17 protein-coding genes and 1 other annotated feature are annotated in these 18,724 nt (G+C 52.5%); of the genes, 2 read left to right on the top strand and 15 right to left on the bottom strand.

Going from position 1 to position 18,724, the window contains the following annotated elements; translation table 11 throughout:
* From NOS26_RS04750 to NOS26_RS04700, 11 genes are all read right to left on the bottom strand, one after another.
* Complete coding sequence (locus tag NOS26_RS04750; RefSeq protein WP_230579070.1) at nt 1–735, bottom strand: LytTR family DNA-binding domain-containing protein; 735 nt, start codon at nt 733–735, stop codon at nt 1–3.
* A 368-nt stretch (nt 736–1,103) separates the two neighbouring features.
* A complete protein-coding gene (locus NOS26_RS04745; RefSeq protein WP_036203002.1) occupies nt 1,104–2,384 on the bottom strand; it encodes a DUF445 domain-containing protein in 1,281 nt (426 codons plus the stop codon).
* Entirely contained in the window at nt 2,381–3,655 is a 1,275-nt protein-coding gene (locus NOS26_RS04740; protein ID WP_014015617.1) for a DUF445 domain-containing protein, read from the bottom strand. Before NOS26_RS04740 ends, NOS26_RS04745 begins: the two co-directional genes overlap by 4 nt.
* Before the next feature lie 9 nt (nt 3,656–3,664).
* Nucleotides 3,665–4,363 (bottom strand): MBL fold metallo-hydrolase, encoded by a 699-nt coding sequence (locus NOS26_RS04735; RefSeq protein ID WP_072983106.1) that lies wholly within the window; start codon nt 4,361–4,363, stop codon nt 3,665–3,667.
* 210 nt (nt 4,364–4,573) lie between these two features.
* On the bottom strand, nt 4,574–4,858 hold the full coding sequence (locus NOS26_RS04730; protein WP_014015615.1) for a 4Fe-4S dicluster domain-containing protein: 285 nt from the start codon (nt 4,856–4,858) through the stop codon (nt 4,574–4,576).
* 1 nt (nt 4,859) lies between these two features.
* Nucleotides 4,860–6,155, bottom strand: a complete 1,296-nt coding sequence (locus tag NOS26_RS04725; protein WP_014015614.1) for an FAD-dependent oxidoreductase — start codon at nt 6,153–6,155, stop codon at nt 4,860–4,862.
* An 89-nt stretch (nt 6,156–6,244) separates the two neighbouring features.
* Nucleotides 6,245–6,964, bottom strand: coding sequence for a ubiquinone/menaquinone biosynthesis methyltransferase (locus tag NOS26_RS04720; RefSeq protein ID WP_232501484.1), 720 nt, complete (start codon nt 6,962–6,964; stop codon nt 6,245–6,247).
* Complete coding sequence (locus NOS26_RS04715) at nt 6,948–7,880, bottom strand: prenyltransferase (RefSeq protein WP_072983111.1); 933 nt, start codon at nt 7,878–7,880, stop codon at nt 6,948–6,950. The genes NOS26_RS04720 and NOS26_RS04715 overlap by 17 nt, the downstream gene beginning before the upstream one ends.
* Nucleotides 7,881–8,909 (bottom strand): polyprenyl synthetase family protein, encoded by a 1,029-nt coding sequence (locus NOS26_RS04710; protein WP_014015611.1) that lies wholly within the window; start codon nt 8,907–8,909, stop codon nt 7,881–7,883.
* Nucleotides 8,910–8,941: 32 nt separating this feature from the next.
* The gene (ldhH, locus tag NOS26_RS04705) at nt 8,942–11,104 is read right to left on the bottom strand and encodes an L-lactate dehydrogenase (quinone) large subunit LdhH (protein ID WP_036202996.1); all 2,163 of its coding nucleotides are present in this window, start codon (nt 11,102–11,104) and stop codon (nt 8,942–8,944) included.
* Between the two features lie 15 nt (nt 11,105–11,119).
* Nucleotides 11,120–11,665: an LUD domain-containing protein gene (locus NOS26_RS04700; protein ID WP_014015609.1), complete on the bottom strand. Its 546-nt coding sequence runs from the start codon at nt 11,663–11,665 to the stop codon at nt 11,120–11,122.
* Between the two features lie 617 nt (nt 11,666–12,282).
* Nucleotides 12,283–12,497 (top strand) — a binding site (T-box leader).
* Nucleotides 12,498–12,551: 54 nt separating this feature from the next.
* On the opposite strand from NOS26_RS04700, the gene cysE reads away from it, so the two are divergent.
* Both cysE and cysK read left to right on the top strand, forming a co-directional pair.
* Nucleotides 12,552–13,250 carry a serine O-acetyltransferase gene (cysE, locus tag NOS26_RS04695; protein WP_014015608.1) on the top strand — a complete coding sequence of 233 codons (699 nt, stop codon included), beginning with the start codon at nt 12,552–12,554 and terminating at the stop codon, nt 13,248–13,250.
* A gap of 144 nt (nt 13,251–13,394) precedes the next feature.
* A complete protein-coding gene (cysK, locus tag NOS26_RS04690; protein WP_014015607.1) occupies nt 13,395–14,339 on the top strand; it encodes a cysteine synthase A in 945 nt (314 codons plus the stop codon).
* A gap of 283 nt (nt 14,340–14,622) precedes the next feature.
* Here cysK and NOS26_RS04685 read toward each other — a convergent pair whose 3' ends face one another.
* The 4 genes from NOS26_RS04685 to NOS26_RS04670 form a co-directional block, all read right to left on the bottom strand.
* Entirely contained in the window at nt 14,623–14,994 is a 372-nt protein-coding gene (locus tag NOS26_RS04685; RefSeq protein ID WP_014015606.1) for a DUF1667 domain-containing protein, read from the bottom strand.
* Nucleotide 14,995: 1 nt separating this feature from the next.
* Complete coding sequence (locus tag NOS26_RS04680) at nt 14,996–16,264, bottom strand: NAD(P)/FAD-dependent oxidoreductase (RefSeq protein WP_255917349.1); 1,269 nt, start codon at nt 16,262–16,264, stop codon at nt 14,996–14,998.
* Entirely contained in the window at nt 16,264–17,724 is a 1,461-nt protein-coding gene (locus NOS26_RS04675) for an NAD(P)/FAD-dependent oxidoreductase (RefSeq protein ID WP_255917347.1), read from the bottom strand. The genes NOS26_RS04680 and NOS26_RS04675 overlap by 1 nt, the downstream gene beginning before the upstream one ends.
* A gap of 266 nt (nt 17,725–17,990) precedes the next feature.
* Nucleotides 17,991–18,722, bottom strand: coding sequence for an MIP/aquaporin family protein (locus NOS26_RS04670; RefSeq protein WP_014015603.1), 732 nt, complete (start codon nt 18,720–18,722; stop codon nt 17,991–17,993).
* Nucleotides 18,723–18,724 lie beyond the last annotated feature (2 nt).

Here is an 18,724-nt window from a genome sequence, read left to right as displayed (position 1 = left end):
TCAGGCATCCTGCCCGAAGATAAATTTAAGATACGATTCTTGGAACTGGCGGTATTTCCGCTTGGCTAAGGGAATCTTATGCCCCTGGATCTCGATATATTCGCTCTTGATGAGGCGAATCGCCGACTGATTGACGACGTAGCCTTTCCCGGGCGATACGAACTGGCCCGGTGCCATGGATTCCAGCATATCCAGGATAGCGGCCAAGGGCTGCCGCGTTTCCAGGACGGAATGGTCCGCCGTATAGACTTTCTGGATATGGCCTTCGCTTTCGATATAGAGGATGGCATTGATTTCTTCCACTTGAATGCCGCCGCCGACGAGGCGGAACACCATCTTGCCGCTGTGGCGCTGGCGGAGGCTGTCCATGACCCGGTCCATGGCTTGCGCAAAGGCCTCCTGTGTAAAGGGCTTGACCAGGTAGTGGGCAGCCCGGACGGCAAAGGCTTCGACAGCAAATTCTTCGCTCGTCGATAAAAAGACGATTTCTGCGCGGCTCTTTTGCTTCCGCATCTCTGCAGCAATATCCGTCCCCAACAAACCGGGCATACAGATATCCAGCAGAACAATGTCGAAATTCCCCTTTTTTTCAAAAGCATCGACGAAATCCATGGCGTTCTCATAAGTAAAAACCTCTATCGGTTCTCGTTTATCCTGGAAATACAGCTGAACTGCCTTCCGGATAAGTTCCAATTGTTCCCGTAAATCATCACAAATCGCAATTCGTACCATCATGACGCCTCCTTTCAATAAACGAGTGTTCTACAAGTTTATTATATCATCACATTTGCCTCAAGCCGTCCGATATGTCACGAAACAGCGCATTTTTGACGCGTAATGGCGTCCGCCAGCATATGCATGAATCCCGTTATCACCGATTGGCGTGAACGGGCTCGCCACGTGCGAGCCCCTTTTGTGGTTCGTTTGGCGTGGTTCGTTTGCCGAAAATTCTCACAGCTGCAAGAAAAATGATATTTTCATACAGCAGATTATTAAAAAATTTAAACCTTCACGGCAAACAAATCACGAACCACGGCAAACCACGTGAAAAAAGGGATTGTGCATGACGGCAAAAGCCTTCGTGCGACAATCCCTTCCCCACACTACAGCACGATGCCCCGCAGGAGCGGCACGATCGTGAACTGATATAATTTCAAAAAGCCGAAGACGCAGATCCCGATGGAAGCCCCGACGATGGCACCGTTGATACGGATCCAGGCCAGGTCTTCACCGACCTTGCTTTCCAGGAACTGATTGAACCGTTTCTTGTCGAAACTGGACAGGACGTCGCGGACGGCGACGGCGATGAGGGAATGTTCATGTTCCAGGATGACGTTACAGGCACGGCGTATCTGTTCATCGAGCCAATCCTTGATTTCCGGGTAGGACCGGCAGTATTCCAGGTAATGGATGAACTGTTCTTCCAGCAAGTCCTTCAGCTCTTCCTTGCCCTTGTCGCCTTTGGTGAAATAATCCTTGGCCGAATTTTGCGTCGCCGTCAGCCACTGCTCGATAGGCAGGGAGTCGACGAACTGGTCCTGCCAGTTCTGGACGCCAAAGACCAGCTGACCGTTCATGGAGTAGAGGAAGAGTTCCAACTTGCGGCACAGCCATTCGCGCTGTTCCCCTTCAGCCTGTTCCCACTGGTCGAGCCATTCGACGATGCCCAGCTTGATATCGCGGGCAATTTTGTGGGTGTCGACGATGCCCAGGACCTTGGTCAGGGTGAGGCTGGACATGGACGAATGTTGTGATTCTTCACGCCACTGGATGATGAGCTTTTCCAAAAGGCTGTCGAAGTCGTCACTGTTGACCAGTTCCCGCACGAGACCGATGGCATCGTTGAACATGTGGCTGTTCGGATCTTCCAGGAGGGAAATGAGGCGGTCCTGGAAAAAGCTGACCAGAGGCTGCTGTTTCAAGTACTTGCGGATATGCGAGGCAATGGACGCCTGTGTGCCGCCCTTCTGGGCATAGCGGTAAGCCCGCTGCGCCACTTCATAGAGGACACTGCGGAACTTTTCCCGGCCGTTCGGGCCGCGCAACCAGCCGACGAGCTTGTCGATGAAAGAAATCTGATAGAGCTTATCCTGCCACATATTGGGCTGGAGCAGTTTTTCCGAAATGATTTTCGTCATGCTGTCGATGATTTCATCGCGGTGACGATAGAGCAGTTCCGTATGATACGGGAAACCCAGTGGTTTTTCAAAGAGTGCCGTAACGGCGAACCAGTCGGCGATACTGCCGATGAGGGCCGATTGGATGACGAAGAACAGCAATTCTTCCCAAACCGAGACATCATGCGTATACCACCAGAGGAAAATGGCGATGAAGCAGACGAAGGACAGGCCTAAAATCGTATTGGCACGCTGTCTGTATGTCATAAGATAGCCCCTCCCTTCACGGCGTACATGACCAGGTAAATGACGGCGCCCAGGATGGCCCCGACGAGCGAACCGTTGACGCGGATCATCTGCAGGTCATACCAGACACTGTTTTCCAGCTGTTCCGCTAAATAATTGCCATCGTATTTCAGGATTTCCTGTTCTGCCGTCTTGCCGAACCAGACCTGGAGGCGTTTCAATTCACGGGCTGCAAAGGCCAGGGCCTGACGGTTCATCTGTTCTACCTGATCCGGGCTTTCACGCCACGATTCCAGCTTGTTGATGACGTAATTGGCAGCCACCTTGCAGACCCGCTTCTGACGGTCCGGGTCCTGGACGTAGCGCTGCCAGGCTTCCTTGGTGTCAGGCCGCGTGACCAGGCTGTTGTACATACGGTTCTTATAGCTGTCGATGCGCTGGCGCCATTCTTCGTTAAATTCGATTTTATCCGTCTGTTTCCATAAATAGCGCAACGCCTGCTGGCGCTGGAGGGAATTTTCTTCCTTGGCTTCTGCCAAAAGGCCCAGGCATTTATCCTGCAAGAGGCCGGCGACGTGGTCCGGCTGGAAGACTTCCATCTTCAAGGCCGCTTTGATGGCCCAGCCGAGGAGGATATTGTGTTTGGCGTACTGGCGCAGGGATGCTTCGTAGATTTCACCGACATAGCGCTTCATCGTTTCGCTGCGCACGAGTTCTTCCAGGTTGAGGATCATGAAATCGAGGAAATCCTTCCCCGATTCGCCGCGCAGGCCGATTTTGATAGCCTTGCTCATGATCGGCGCCAAGTCGACTTTCTCGATAGCCTGGCCGCCGATGCCGGCAAAGGCCTTGACGACGGTCTTCATGTCGATCGTATACAAGAACGTATTGAGTATCTGACCGAAGACGCGTTCTGCCGACTGGAACCCTTTTTCCGTATGGAGATAGTCCAGCGTCGCTCCCAGGATGGGATGATGCTTGAGGACATTGTACATATTGGAAACGGTCAGGATTTCATATTCGATCATATGCCGGGCCATTTCAGCAATGCGTTCCTTACTGTTCGGGATGAGGGCCGTCTTAAAGGAGATGCCCAGCGGACGGCGGAACAAGGCCGTTACGGCATACCAGTCTGCCAGGCCGCCGATGAGGGCTGCCCCGGCCAGATGGGTCAGCAGCCCGCCGACAAAAAAGTCTTGGAAGGGGTAGGCCAGAAGCAGGATGACTGCCGCCGTAATCAGGATATAATTGGCAATCTGGCTGCGTCTGCCCCCATTTATATTACTCGCCATAACTCCTCCTTACTGCCCATCGATGATGACATCGTCGCCATCATGCTGGGGAATCCACAAGGGTACGTCGGGATAGGCCTGTTTGAAGGCAGATGACGGTGTCCAGGGCGTCCCGAAATAATGCATGGGAATGAGGCATTTTGTGACGGAAACGTCTTTGAGGAAACCCGTGACGCCCCATTCACGGGCGCCTTCCAGGCGGGCGTCGACAGGGAAAAAGACGATGTCGAAAGTCTGCCCGGCAAGGTGCTTCATTTCGCGGTCGAAGTTTCCCTTGGCTTCGGCATTGTTTTCATCCGTATCGCCGAGCCAGTGCCACCAGTTCAAGTCGCCGGCATGGAAAATCTTCAAGCCGTCCGTTTCCACCAGGAAAGACCCACCTTCATCGGTCGACCCGTACTGAGTCACTGTCGTATCGCCCAATTCCAGCGTGTCATACAGCTTCATGGCATGGAACTTGTCGGCAGGAATCTCCTTCAGATGCACATCTTCATTGACGATGTACTGGGCGCCGCCAAACTGGCCGATGCTGCGATTGAAATGATCTTCATGCCAATGGCTGACAAAGAACCACAATGGCTTCCTGCCGACTTGGCTATAAGCTTTGACCGTTCCCGATGGATCCTTGTAATAATCAAAGACCAGCACTTTGGAATCGGTTTCGACGGCAAAGCCGCTGTGATTCAAAAAAGTAATCTGTACACTCATATAGTAACCCCCTTATCGGATGTTTAATGGCTATTGCATACTTTTTATTATACCATATATGCGTCATCCGTGTACATGCCGGGAAGGGCTCGTGGTTCGTGGCTAGAGGCGATGGCTTTAAATTTAAAAACATCCACATCAAACTTTCAACTTCCTACTCAAAAAGGAGCTGTCGCGATGCGACAGCTCCTTTTTACTTTCCCTCTGCGATCAGCCCTGATGGAATTCTACGCCCATAGCGCCTTTCGGATGTTTCCAGCTCTTTACGCCTTTGCCGCCGGAAATGACACGGCACGTACCACATTCGAGGCAGCCTTCGTGACTGAAGACCAGTTTGCCGTCATCATAGTGATACAGGTTGGCCGGACATGCCATGACTAAGCGTTTGATTTCTGCTTCGTCATGATAATCTTCGTTGATCAAGATATGGGATTCGTGTTCATCGGTCACGAACTTATCGAAACCCAGTTTATCGTCTACACTCATCTTTGCCATCTTACATCGCCTCCCAAGCTTTCTTACCTAAATCGAAGAGATTAGCCAAGCCGCCGTTGTTTGCCAAAACTGTCAGAGCAATCATAGGCAGAGCGACCGGTGCGCCGCCGTCTACTTTGTAGACCATGCCGGCAAATTCGTCGGCCATCTTCGGGAAATCGTTGAAGATAATGTGATCTTCCAAGAGGCCCGGCAGGTTCTGATACTGTTTCATGAGCTTCATGATGAAGCTTTCTTCTAACAAGGTCTTGTAAATCGAGAGGCTTTCAGCCGAGAAGTCGTTGCGGTTCTTCGCTTTGATGACGGCTTCGCCAGCCAGACGGCCCGATTCGATAGCCAGGTCCATGCCGCGGACAGTGTAGCCCAGGTTAACGACCATCGCAGCCGCATCGCCAGCGACGAGAACGCCGTCGCGGACGAGTTCCGGCATCATCTTGAGGCCGCCTTCGGTGACGAGGTGAGCCGAATATTCTTTCAGTTTCCCGCCTTTGAGGAAAGGAGCGATTGCCGGATGAGCTTTCATGCGTTCAACCATATCCGGTACGCTGACATCGACGCGGCCGATATCGCTGATGGTCGTAACGATGCCCAGGGACAGGCTGTCTTTGTTGGTGTAAATGAAGCCGCCGCCGAGGTTGCCGCCCGTCGGGTCGCCAGCCATCATCCAGGCTGCGCCGTCATTGCCGGTCAGGCCGAAACGTTCGTTGATGACGTCTTCACCGAGTTCGATGACTTCTTTGACGCCGACAGCAACGTCTTTCTGTTCCAGTTCCTGTTTCATGCCGATTTGCTGTGCCAGCAGGGAGTTGACGCCATCGGCCAGGATGACGACATCAGCGTCAAATTCTTCGCCGCCTGTCATGACGCCGACGACTTTGCCGTCTTCGACGACGAGTTCATCGACGAGGAAGCCTTCCGTCAGCATAACGCCGGCTTCTTCAGCTTTATCAGCCAACCATTTATCGAATTTGGAACGCAGTACCGAATAGGACGGATATTTGAGGTTTTCCAGTTTATCCGAACCATACTGGAAGCTCAGTGCACCGCCTTCAGTCATGAGCGACAAGCGTTCCTGCGTAATCTTACGTTCAATCGGAGCTTCTGCTGCGAAATTCGGAATCAATTTTTCCAAGCTGTGTCCATAGAGACGGCCGCCGCTGGAGTTTTTGGAACCGCAGAACTTACCGCGCTCCACCATCATAACATCCAAACCAGCTCTGGCCATTGTCAAGGCTGCAGCAGAACCAGCTAAACCGCCGCCAACCACGATGGCATCAAATTTTTCTTCACTACTCATGTTCTTACCCTCCTTAACCATACGGTTTGCTATCTTAAATTTCCGTTCGTATCTATCGTAACGTCATTGTAAGTCTTTTCATATATCCTTCATTCGACCGCAGGCTTCTTCCCCTTGTGGAGCACGCAGGCCCCGAATAAGCGGCTTTTCATCTGCCTGTCAATCAATCCGGCTTGTCCAAACAAGTCCAGGAGCTCCTTCTTCCTGAGAAAATCCTGTGTCGACCGCCACAGCCAGGTGTATTCCTGCCGATGGCGGAAGCCACCGCCCAGGAGGGGCATGACATACCGGAAGTACACCGAATAAAAGGGCCGGATGACCAGAGAATCGGGGACAAAGGAGTCGAGACAATATACCCAGCCGCCGGGAACGACGACGCGGGCCATTTCCTGCAGGACGCGCAGGTAGTCCGAGGTGTTGCGAAGCCCGAAGGAGATACAGGCTGCCGAAAAGGTATTATCCTCAAAAGGCAGGTTCATGGCATCGCCTTCCTGCCAGACAACGTTCGCCAGCGGCGTGCCTTTTTTACGGGCTACGTCGAGCATAGCCGGGGAAAAGTCAAGGCCTGTGACCTTGAGATCCGGCCGGTGCGCTGCCAGGGAAATAGCGATGTCCCCAGTGCCACTGCACACATCCAGGACACGGCTGCCTTTCGCTGCCTGCTCACAGACAGCTTCGATGAGGCAGTCCTTCCAACGACTTTCCATGCCAAGACTGATGCGGCCATTGGCGCTGTCATAGGTCTGGGAAATCTGCTGGAATACACGATATACCTTCTCCCGTTTTGAAAGCTCAGCCAAAGGTACCACCTCCGAAGAGGACCATCGCGAGTGCTAACAGATAGGCACCGTTGCCAAAGAGGTTGGCAGTGATGATGCCTTTCATCTGTTTCACCCGCCCCTGCGGTTCCAGAGGCGACTGAAGCAGATTGACAAAGGTATGTCGGGCAAACACGATAAAGAAAGCCGGGCTGATGAGGCCCCACCAACCGATATACCATACGGGCAGGAGGCAGATGAGTGCCATCCAGATCCATGCGGCAGCCCGGTACAGGCGGACAGCCTTATTCCTTCCCAAGAGTGCCGGTAAGGTCCGGCGCTTGGCCTGCCTGTCCTTTTCAATATCACTCGTATTATTGGTCATCATGATGAGACCGATACTGATGATGAAGGGCAGAGCCGCAGGCAAAACGGAAAAATCGAAGGTACTGCTTACGGCGGCGACAATTCCCATAGGGATGAGGCCGCCCATGACAAAGCCCGAAACGAACTCGCCAATCGGCAGATAGGATATCGGCAGGATACCACCGGAATAGGTCCATACGGCGATGGCTCCGATGACGCCGATGATCAGCGGCGCCGGTCCGGCTGTGACCAGTGCCGGCAAGGCCAGGAGACCGGCTGCAACTAAGTAGCCAAGTCCCAAAGCCAATGCCTGTCCAGGCTTGATGTTTTCATAAACCAGGACGGCGTCGCTCACCTCGACGTTGTCGTCGGCAGTGTCCGTGCCTTTTACAAAATCAAAATAATCATTCAGCGTATTGACGGCGGACTGCATGAAGACGCAGGCCCAAAAGAGGGTGATGGCCAGCGTCCCCGTAAGGGGGTAGCCCTTCAGGAGGCAATACAGTTCACCGAATACGGCGGGATATACAGAAGCCAGCCAGGTGTGCGGTGCAGCCAGGCGAACGGCCAGCTTAGGTGTCAAACAACGTTGCTGTTCCATTCACACGGCCCCCAGCTTACGTACGATCTTGCCGAGCTGCAGGGAAATATCACTTGACGGCAGGGCTTCGAGGATGTCCTCAGCCCGCTTCTGGTAGGTGTGGATCTGGTTCCACGCGCCTTCCAGGCCGCCCAGGGCTGCGACGATTTCTTCCATGCGGCAGATATCCGCATGAGTCAGCGTCCCTTCGGCGCTCCGTTCCATATAGGGGTGGAGGAGCCGGCGGCCGCCGGGCTGTTCCCGTGCCAAGAGGACCGGCAGGGTATAGATTCCTTCGCGGAAATCCTGGTGGGCTTTCTTGCCAATCATCGAACTATCGGGTACGAAGTCGAGGAGGTCGTCGCGCATCTGGAACATATAGCCCAGACATTCGCCGAAGGACTCGAGCATCCGCGATACCCGTTCGTCACAACCGCTTTCCATGGCACCGATGCGGCAGCAGGCGCGGAACAAGGCGACGGTCTTGCCGTGGATGTTCTGCAGATATTGGTCAATAGTGACGTCCTCTTTATAGCGGCACATGGCCTGGCCGATTTCGCCGGCACACATTTCCTCTACAGCCTGGGCGATGACCATACCTGCCCGGTTCAATCCCTCGCGCATCAAGTAGAAGGTGATGCGGCTCATCAGGAAATCGCCGGCATAGACGGCTGCGTTCTTCCCGTACTTGCTCTGCACCGACGGCTTGCCGCGCCGGACCGGTGCATCGTCGACAATATCGTCATGGATCAGTGAGGCCAGATGGGTCATTTCCACTACGGCCGCCAGTTTATACAACCGCTCCCGCACATCGTCGCGGTCTGTTCCGAACGAGCCGGCCATCAGTACCAGGCGGGGACGAATCATCTTCCCCTGCGAAGAGGCTGCATCATCGAGGACGGCCCCCGTGGCCGTACCTCCAAAGGGATGCTTTGTATATAATTTTATATACTCTTTCACTCTGCGGACCTGGTCATCGCTGATACCGGCAAACAATTTGGGCATAAACTTCCGGGCGCTGGTTTCTAAGAGTGTCTGTTTTATCATCATGCTCTATTTACCTTTCCGGCCAACGTTATTGCCTATTTTTTTTCGCGTTTTTCAACGACGATCTGTGCTGTGTGTTTAACCTGAATATTGTTCAAGCCGCGAGCATCGAGGCCGCCACGGATCTGGAGCAAGCAGCCCGGGCAGTCGACAGCGACGACATCTGCGCCGGAAGCGACGATGTTGTTAATCTTTTCTTCGAGGATCGGAGCCGACATTTCAGGGAATTTAACGGAGTAAGAACCACCGAAGCCGCAGCATTTATCGCAATCGTGCATTTCGATGAGTTCGACGCCCTTGGTAGCTTTCAAGAGTTCACGCTGTTCCTTGGTGACGCCGAGGTAACGGTTCAAGTGGCAGGAGTCGTGATAGGTGACCTTCATCGGTACGCCATCGCCGGTATCCGGCAAGCCGCCGAGCATGGAAACGAGTTTGCAGAAGTCGAAGGTCTTGCTGCGGAGTTCTTCCGCTTTCTTGAGCATTTCCGGATCGTCCTTGAAGAAGTCGACGTAATCGCGGAGTGCATGCGTACAAGTCGGGCAAGCCGATACGATGTAATCGTATTTTTCAGCTTCCATAGCGTTCAAGTTCAATTCAGCAGCTTTCTTGGCGTTTTCAACATCGCCCATATAGGTAGCCGGAGCACCGCAGCAGGCCTGGCCAAGCGGCATTTCTACGATATAGCCAGCCATGTTGAGGGCTTTGACGACGTCCGTTGCAATGTCGACATAGACGAAGTCGAGGAGGCAGCCCGTGAAGATAGCGATCTTGCCCTTCGGGTTAGGAACGTCCTGTTTGATTGTCGGCAGGATGTCGCGGAACGGCTGCGGAGCAATGCTCGGCAGGCTGCGGCCTGCTGTCAGACCGGACAAGAACATCGGCAGATGACGGATCATCGGCTGACCTTTAGTAATCATGCCCTGAGCCACCGAAGCGATACGCAGCATGGAGTGGAAGAGGTGACGGTCAGCAACCGTATCGAGACAGAATTTATGGACCGGATTGAGGCCATCTTCCTGAGCGAATTTCGTACGTAATTTCAGGATCATGCCGGCAATATCGAGTTTGCCGCCGCAGACCGTGTTACACGTACCGCACTGGAGGCAGATGTTCTGGATATCTTTACCGCGTTCACGGCTGTTGAGGAAGCTCGTGAGCAGCGTGCCGATACCGCCGGTGTAAATGGAGCCGCCATATACGTGGCCGCCGACGAGGCGGAAGGCCGGACATACATTCAGGCAGGCTGCGCAGCGGATGCAGCAGAAGATATCTTTGTAATCTTCACTGGCCATGATCTTACGGCGTTCCGGCGTATCGAGGATGATCATGTGGAAGTTCTTGTCTTCCTTGGTATCCTTTTCCGGATCCGTAACGACTTTCGTAGCGCCCGTGTAGAAGGAAAGGTATGCCGTGATGTTCTGGGCTGTACCGTTACGAGGCAGTACTTTGAAGATGTAGCGGATATCGCTCATCTTAGCGACGAATTTTTCAATACCAAAGATATATAAGTGCGTTTTCGGAAGGGTTGCGACCATACGGCCGTTGCCTTCATTCGTCATGGTAATGACTGTACCCGTTTCAGCGACAGCGACGTTGGCACCGGAAACACCCATTTCAGCGCTGAGGAATTTCGGGCGCATGACGCGGCGGGACGTTTTGACTTCTTTCGTGATGACCGGTTCTTCCGGCTGTTTCGTATACGATTCAAAGAGGTCAGCAACGTCTTCTTTAGAATAATGGATAGCCGGCATAACCATGTGGGACGGCGTATCACCAGCAATAGAGTTGATGAATTCACCTAAGTCCGTTTCCTGAGCCGTAATGCCAGCTTTTTCATAGTTCTGGTTGAAGTGCATTTCTTCTGATGCCATGGATTTCGACTTAACGCAAAGTTTGACGTTATTGTCTTTTGCCAGTTTCAAAGCATAGTCCATAGCTTCTTCCGGAGAATGGGCAACGAATACATGAGCCCCGTTGGCTTCCGCATTCTTGATGAATTCGGCCATGACTTCATCCAGATGGTCACGAGCATAAGATTTGACTTCATGGACTTTATCACGAAGTGCTTCAAAGTCATATCCTTTGTAAACTTTCGCACGGTTGCCAGGATAGGCCGTCGTAAACTTCTTCAACGCCTTCTGCAAAGGCGCGTTATCCATGGCGCGCTCGATTTCTTGCTTCAGTAATTCGTTAGACATGTGCTGTTCCCTCCCTTACTCATCTTCTACGACGATGACCGAATACTGACGCGGGCCATGAACCCCTACAGTACCGACGCATTCGATATCAGCTGTCCGGCTCGGGCCGGTGATGATACCAGCGAATTTCGGGAACGGCTTCGTTTCGGCCATGATGTCGATCATGTCATCGAAAGTATCGACGATCTTAGAAAGTTTGACGATGCCGACATAGACGTCCGATACCGTTTCAACGATACGACAGTCGATGTCGTCCTTCATCTGGACAATAGAGCCCAAGTTAGCGATGCCGTAATCGGCTTCGGTAACGCCGCCTTTATCGTCCGGGGCATTCTTGCGGAAGTGATCCGTATCCACTTTGATGCCTGCGGCTTTCAATGCGTCTACAGCGCCGATTTCTTTCAGGAGCGGCGTTTCAACGAGGGCAACTTCATGTGTGTCCTTGTCCTGGAAAATTTTGGTGAGAGTGGCAGCAACGTCTGCTTTTTTGGCGATATAACTTTCGCCGTTGACGCTGGTCAACCCTTTCTGGAATGTTTCATACAATTCTGTCTTTTCCATTTTCACACCTCTTTACTTATAAATTACAACTACAACGAATACTATGAAGTAAAGTATTTACCATAAGTATACCATTTCATGCGTAAAGTGCAATAAGTATAGAAAAATGAGTAATACAAAATGAGAAACCTTGAATATGTACCTATGCTTTTTAGTTATATATCTATTCATTGCTAATATGGTATTCTTTTAGTACTCTATGCTTTTTATAGATAAAATTTTTATAAAAACGGCTTATTACCGCCATATACTTTATTCAACTACACTAAAGCATGTGTTTTTGTAATGATATTTTTATATTTTTAAAATTACATTTAATCATATTAAGCTCATTTTGTGTTATACCATGCCATTGATTGGAGCGAATACAGTTCATATCTACCAAACATGGATATTGTATGCAGACAAATTTAATCAAAAATGATGAGTCTTTATGTATCAACAACCAACAAAACTCCCACTGCTACAAACTACAAACTGCAAATGCCCTTATATAGATATATAAAGAAAGCGATTCTAACGGCCTTTTTGAATAAGATACCAATTTTGTCATCTTTTTAGGATCTTTCTATTGACAAACGTCCTGTGAAGGGGTATCATGTGTTCAACACGAAAACAGAAATGCAATGACCAAAACAAGTACACACAGGATAACGGCACAGAGAGTAAGGGCCATCGGCTGAAAGCCCCTATCGAAGTTGAATGTGATGGAATGCCTTTGGGAGCAGGATGATTGAACGCCAGTAGGTCATCCCGGTTGCCGCCGTTACGGGCATTGAGTGGCAGTCTAAGGACTGCAATCAGAGTGGAACCACGGACCACCGTCTCTGTATGACGGCAGGTCTTTTTTATTTACTTTTTTCACATCACAGGAGGGCGCTACGCCATGTTCAAATCACTTCGCAACGACATTCGCGTCATCAAGGACCGCGATCCAGCCGCTAAGAATACGCTGGAAGTCTTGCTTTGCTATTCCGGCCTTCATGCCATCTGGGCCCATCGCCTGGCCCACTTCTTCTACAAGCATCAGTGGTTTGTCACGGCCCGCATCATTTCCACCATTTCCCGCTTCTTCACGGGCATCGAGATCCATCCCGGCGCCCAGATTGGCGAAGGCCTGTTCATTGACCATGGCATGGGCATCGTCATCGGAGAAACGACGGTCATCGGCAACAACGTTTCCCTCTATCAGGGCGTGACCCTCGGCGGGACGGGTAAGGAAAAAGGCAAACGCCATCCGACCATCGGCGACTACGTCGTCGTCGCCTGCGGTGCCAAAGTCCTCGGTTCCTTTACCGTCGGCGAAGGCGCAAAAATCGGCGCCGGTTCCGTCGTCCTCAAAGAAGTGCCGCCGTACTCGACAGTCGTCGGCATCCCGGGCCGCGTCGTCGTCCAGCAGGGCAAACGCATCAAAGCCAGCCACAGCGAACGCGACGTCGACCTCAATCACAACCGCCTACCCGATCCCATCGAAGACCAAATCATTGCCTTGCAGCATCAGGTAGCCATCCTGCAGCGCCGCGTGGAAATGATGGACCAGCAGCATGATGAACGCTGCATCGGCAAAATGAGGCCTTTGAAATAACCAAATTCGTTGTCACCCCTATACGGAAATGAAAAATCCAGTATAGGCGTACATAAAATCTATACCAAATTGGTATACCTTGCTATATTTTCAATATATTTTGCATTCATCGGGGGATGAATCATAGGAAAAGGAGAGATTCTCATGAGCAAAATCTACACATCTATGTTACAGTTGATCGGCAACACACCGTTATTGAAACCGGAACGTTACAACAACGCCGCTGGCGTCGCTGCTAACCTCTTAGTCAAACTCGACGCTTTCAACCCGGCTGGCTCTGCCAAAGACCGTATCGCCAAAGCCATGATCGAAGACGCTGAAAAGAAAGGCATCCTCAAAGAAGGCTCGGTCATCATCGAACCGACCAGCGGCAACACCGGCATCGGCCTGGCTGCCGTCGCAGCTGCCAAAGGTTACCGCGCTATCTTCACCATGCCGGAAACCATGTCTATCGAACGCCGCAACCTCATCTCCGCTTATGGCGCTGAAATCGTCCTGACACCAGGCAAGACCGGCATGAAAGGCGCCGTCGACAAAGCCAACGAATTGGCTAAAGAAATCCCCGATTCCTTCATTCCCGGCCAGTTTACCAACCCCGTCAATCCGGAAATCCATCGCCTGACGACAGGCCCGGAAATCTACGAAGATACAGACGGCGCTGTCGACATCTTCTTAGCCGGTGTCGGCACAGGCGGTACCCTCTCCGGCGTCGGCCAGTACCTCAAAGAAAAGAAACCGTCTGTCCAGATCATCGCTATCGAACCGAAAGATTCGCCGCTCCTCTCCGAAGGCCATGCCGGCCCGCATAAACTCCAGGGCATCGGCGCCAACTTCGTACCGGAAACCTTGGACACCAAGATTTACGACGAAGTCTTCACGGTCACGACAGAACAGGCTTATGAAACAGCTCAGAAATTCACCGAATCCGAAGGCCTCCTCATCGGTATCTCCGGCGGGGCTGCCCTCTATGCCGCTTCGGAAGTCGCAAAACGTCCGGAAAACGCCGGCAAGACCATCGTAGCCTTCCTGCCGGATAACGGCGACCGTTACCTCACGACGCCGGGCTTCATCCAGCAGAAAACAAAATAAACAAACCATTTTCCAACCAATACCAAAAAAAGGACATGCCGCCATGCGACATGTCCTTTTTTAGCAGTTAGCAGTTAGCTGCGTAGGGGCCGTCCCAGAGGGCGGCCCACTGTGAGATTTTACCATAGCCCATTCGATATAGTGCTGATTATTTTAGCAACGAAGCGATAAATCAAGCAAATACTACTTCGTACTGCAAACATTATACTACAAACTCGAAAAGGAGGCTGCTATAAGGCAGCCTCCTTTTCGGTATATGTAAGAGGGAATATATTGGTACCTATTATTCTTTGCCCATATCGCGGCTGGCCACGATATCTACGCCGAGACCCAGGATATCTTTGACGATGACGTCGCCTGTATGGACCGGGGCTTTGACTTCGACGCTGCGCAATGCTTCGGCACAGTCGAGGATCTTGCCTTTCGGCAGGGTCGTCTTGGATACGACCGGCAGGAGCGGCAGTTCGCCGCCTTCGATGCGGACCGTCGAGGTCAGCATGCGCTGCGGGTCCGTCAGTTCCTGATGGGCATATTTTTCACCGCGCGGGCACGTATTGCCGGTAACGCTGGTAATTTTACCGTCTTCCAGGGTAACCGTAAGCAAGCAGCCCAGCGGGCAGTTGATGCAGTTCAGTTGTTTCGTTTCTACACTCATGTTATGCTTCCTCCTTTACGGAAACGGTCCAATCCGCATGATGGCCTTTGGCTTTTTCAGCCGGTACGTTGACGGCGATCATTTCACTCGGTTTGGCGACGGGGAGGACTTTCGTCAGCAGCGTATCGTCACCGCTCTTGACCGTAAGGCGGACTTTCTTCATCGGTTTGCGGACACGCATGAACAAACGGATCGTTTCGCCGTCTGCCGTAGCGCGGACATGCTGGGGAACGCAGGTGCGGACTTCGTCGATAGCTTCGACTTTTACGTCAGCTACGTTTTCCGGCAGCTGTTCCTGAGCCTTGAGGGCCGCATATTTGCCGGCGATTTCAGCTTCTTCCGATACGAAGTCTACCAGGTCATGGACATGGACGACGTTACCGGCTGCGAAGATGCCAGGGATGCTCGTTTCACGATGCTGGTCGACGATAGGACCATTGGTGAGCGGATGCATAGCCAGCCCTAAGCCGCGGGACAATTCATTTTCCGGGATCAGGCCGACAGACAAGAGCAGCGTATCGCAGTCGATATCGAATTCCGTGCCCGGAATCGGTTTCATATGGTCGTCGACTTTGGCTGCCGTAATGCCATTGACCCGGTCTTTGCCGTGGATGGCCGTAATGGTGTGGGACAGATATAAAGGAATATCATAGTCATACAGACATTGTACCATATTACGGGTCAAGCCGTTCGAGAAGGGGCAGATTTCCAGGACAGCCTGGACTTTGCAGCCTTCGAGGGTCATACGGCGGGCCATGATGAGGCCGATGTCGCCACTGCCGAGGATGACGATTTTCTTGCCCGGCAGATAGCCTTCCATGTTGACCATGCGCTGTGCTGCGCCGGCCGTGAAGACGCCAGCCGGACGGTAGCCGGGGATGCGGATGGCACCGCGCGTCCGTTCACGACAGCCCATGGTAAGGATAATCGTCTTGCCCTGGACTTTCATCAAGCCGTGTGCCGGGCTGACAGCCGTAACGGTCTTGTCGGAATTGACGCTGAGGACCATGGTGTCGACGAGGATTTCGATTTCCGGTTTATCTTTGACCAAGTCATAGCAGCGCTGTGCATAGCCCGGGCCCGTCAGTTCTTCTTTGAAGTGATGGAGGCCGAAGCCGTTGTGGATGCACTGCTGGAGGATGCCGCCAGCTTCGCGGTCACGTTCGAGGACGAGGATTTTTTTAGCGCCATTCTGCCAAGCGCTGTAGGCAGCGGATAAGCCTGCCGGGCCGCCGCCAACGATGATAATATCATAAAGTTGTTCACCCATTATGCTTTACCTCCGCTTTCTTTATCATAGAACATATAAGAATTACGCATTTCTTTCCGTACTTCCGTAACGGGGATGTTCAATTCACGGGACAAGATCTGTGTAACACGCGGTCCGCAGAAGCCACCCTGGCAGCGGCCCATGCCGGCACGGGTGCGGCGTTTGACACCATCGACGGTGCGGGCGCCGACGGGACGATGGATAGCATCGACGATTTCGCCTTCCGTAATCGTTTCGCAACGGCAGATGACGCGGCCATAGCGGGGATCCTTGGCGATGAGGGCTTTCTGATCTGCTTCAGCCATCATGCGGAAGCAGGGCTGAGCCGGACGGCCTTTCTTGTAATCGGTCTTGGCCGCAGCACCGGTTTCAGCGACGATGCCGTCGACGAGGTACTTGGCAATAGCCGGAGCTGAAGTCAGGCCCGGCGACTGGATGCCGGCAGCCTGGATGAGGCCTTTCGTCTTTTCCGACGGGCCGAGGATGAAGTCACCTGTGCTGGATACGGCGCGGACGCCGGCAAATTCCGTAATCGTAGCGCCGACGGGGATGTTCGGAACCAGGCGGCGGGCTTTGTCCAGGATGTCGTCCATACCCGGAATGGTAACAGCCGTGTCGTCTTTTTCACTGTCCGGCATATCCTGGGCGTTCGGGCCGACGAAGACGTTGCCGTGAGTCGTCGCACAGACCAGGATACCTTTGCCCATTTTCGTCGGTGTCGGGAAAATCGGCGAGTAGACCAGATCTTTCTGAGCCGTCTTATCAAAGAGGATGTATTCACCACGGCGCGGATGGATCTGGAAGGAATCATCCCCGGCGAGGCGGCTGATTTCGTCGGCGTGGACACCGGCGGCATTGATGACGTATTTCGTTTCGATAGTGCCCTTATCCGTTTCGACAGCTTTGACAGCGCCATCTTCTACGGTGATACCCGTAACCTGACATTCACGGATGACTTCGGCACCGTTGATGACAGCGTTTTCCGCAAAGGCCAGGGCCAATCCGAAAGGCCAGCAGATACCGGCAGTTGGAGCCCAGAGTGCGCCTTTGATGTCTTTGCTGACATTCGGTTCTTCTTTGCGCATTTCATCGCCGCTGATGATTTTCAGTCCCGGAACGCCGTTGGCATTGCCCCGTTCGAGGAGTTCTTGGAGGACGGCCATCTGTTCATCATCGAGAGCGGCTACATACGAGCCAGACCAGCGGATGTCCAGATCCAATTCGTCTTTCAAATCATGATACATCGCATTGCCTGCGACGTTCATGCGGGCTTTCATACTGCCCGTAGGCGCATCGAAACCTGCGTGAAGGATGGCACTGTTGGCCTTTGTCGTGCCGGCAGCCAGTTCCGGTTCCTGTTCAACCAGGACTGCACGAAGATTGTACTTCGCCAATTCGTGCAAAATGGCTGTGCCGGTAATACCGCCGCCAATTACGACGACATCTGCTTGTTTTGTCATGTTCACAACCTCTTTCTCTGTAAATACCAAGTATCACTATCTTTGATGCCCTTATTATATAAGTTTGTGAAAATAATTGCAAGTCTATTTTTACATATTTTCACATTGTCAACTTATACAATTTTTTCATGGGAAAATATAGAAATATTACCTTTAATGAACGATGAAATTATGTTCAAAATAAATAAGCAAATTTGTAAATCGAGGTAAAGGAGAGGGCTTGCCGAAAAATGACAAGCCCTTTCCTAAAACCATATATAAATAGATTAGAAGACATTCAAAGCCATCGCCACGACGTAGGCAGCAAAGGCACCAGCCAGCGGAGCCAAGACAGGGATCCAGGCATAAGCCCAGTCCGAGCCGCCTTTGCCGGCAATCGGCAGGATAGCATGGGCAATACGGGGACCCAGGTCTCGAGCCGGGTTCATGGCGTACCCGGTAGGACCGCCAAGACTCATGCCCAGAGCCCAGATGAGGATACCGACGATGTACGGCCCAAGGCCAGCAGGCATTGCACCGACTTTATTGGAGAAGATCATCCAGATGACGAACATCAGGAAGAACGTCGCAATAAATTCGCAAAGGAAGTTGGCCGGATAGTTACGGATAGCCGGAGCCGTGCAGAAGATACCGAGTTTTGCCGATTTATCTTCCGTTTCAGCCCAGTGCGGCAGGTATGCCAGCCAGACAATAGCTGCGCCGAGGATACCGCCCAGGATCTGAGCGATGGACGTAGCGAAGAACTGAGGCACCGAATAAATCCCGATCAGGGTCTTGCCCAAGGTAACAGCCGGGTTCAGGTCGCCCTGCGGAGCGCCCAAGGTCGTTGCCGTGTAAACGCCGAGGGTTACGGCAAAACCCCAGGCTGCGGTGATGCAGATCCAGCCGCCATTCTGGCCTTTCGATTTGGTCAGCGTGTTGCAGGCGCAGACGCCGGCCCCAAAGACGATGAGGACCATCGTCCCGAGAAACTCTCCTAATAAGTTGTCAAACATCATGA

Source organism: Megasphaera sp. SC8-1 (assembly GCF_024436295.1).
Classification (GTDB): domain Bacteria; phylum Bacillota; class Negativicutes; order Veillonellales; family Megasphaeraceae; genus Megasphaera; species Megasphaera elsdenii.
Note: the sequence above shows the minus strand (reverse complement) of the source record. Positions and strands in the feature narration are given on the sequence as shown.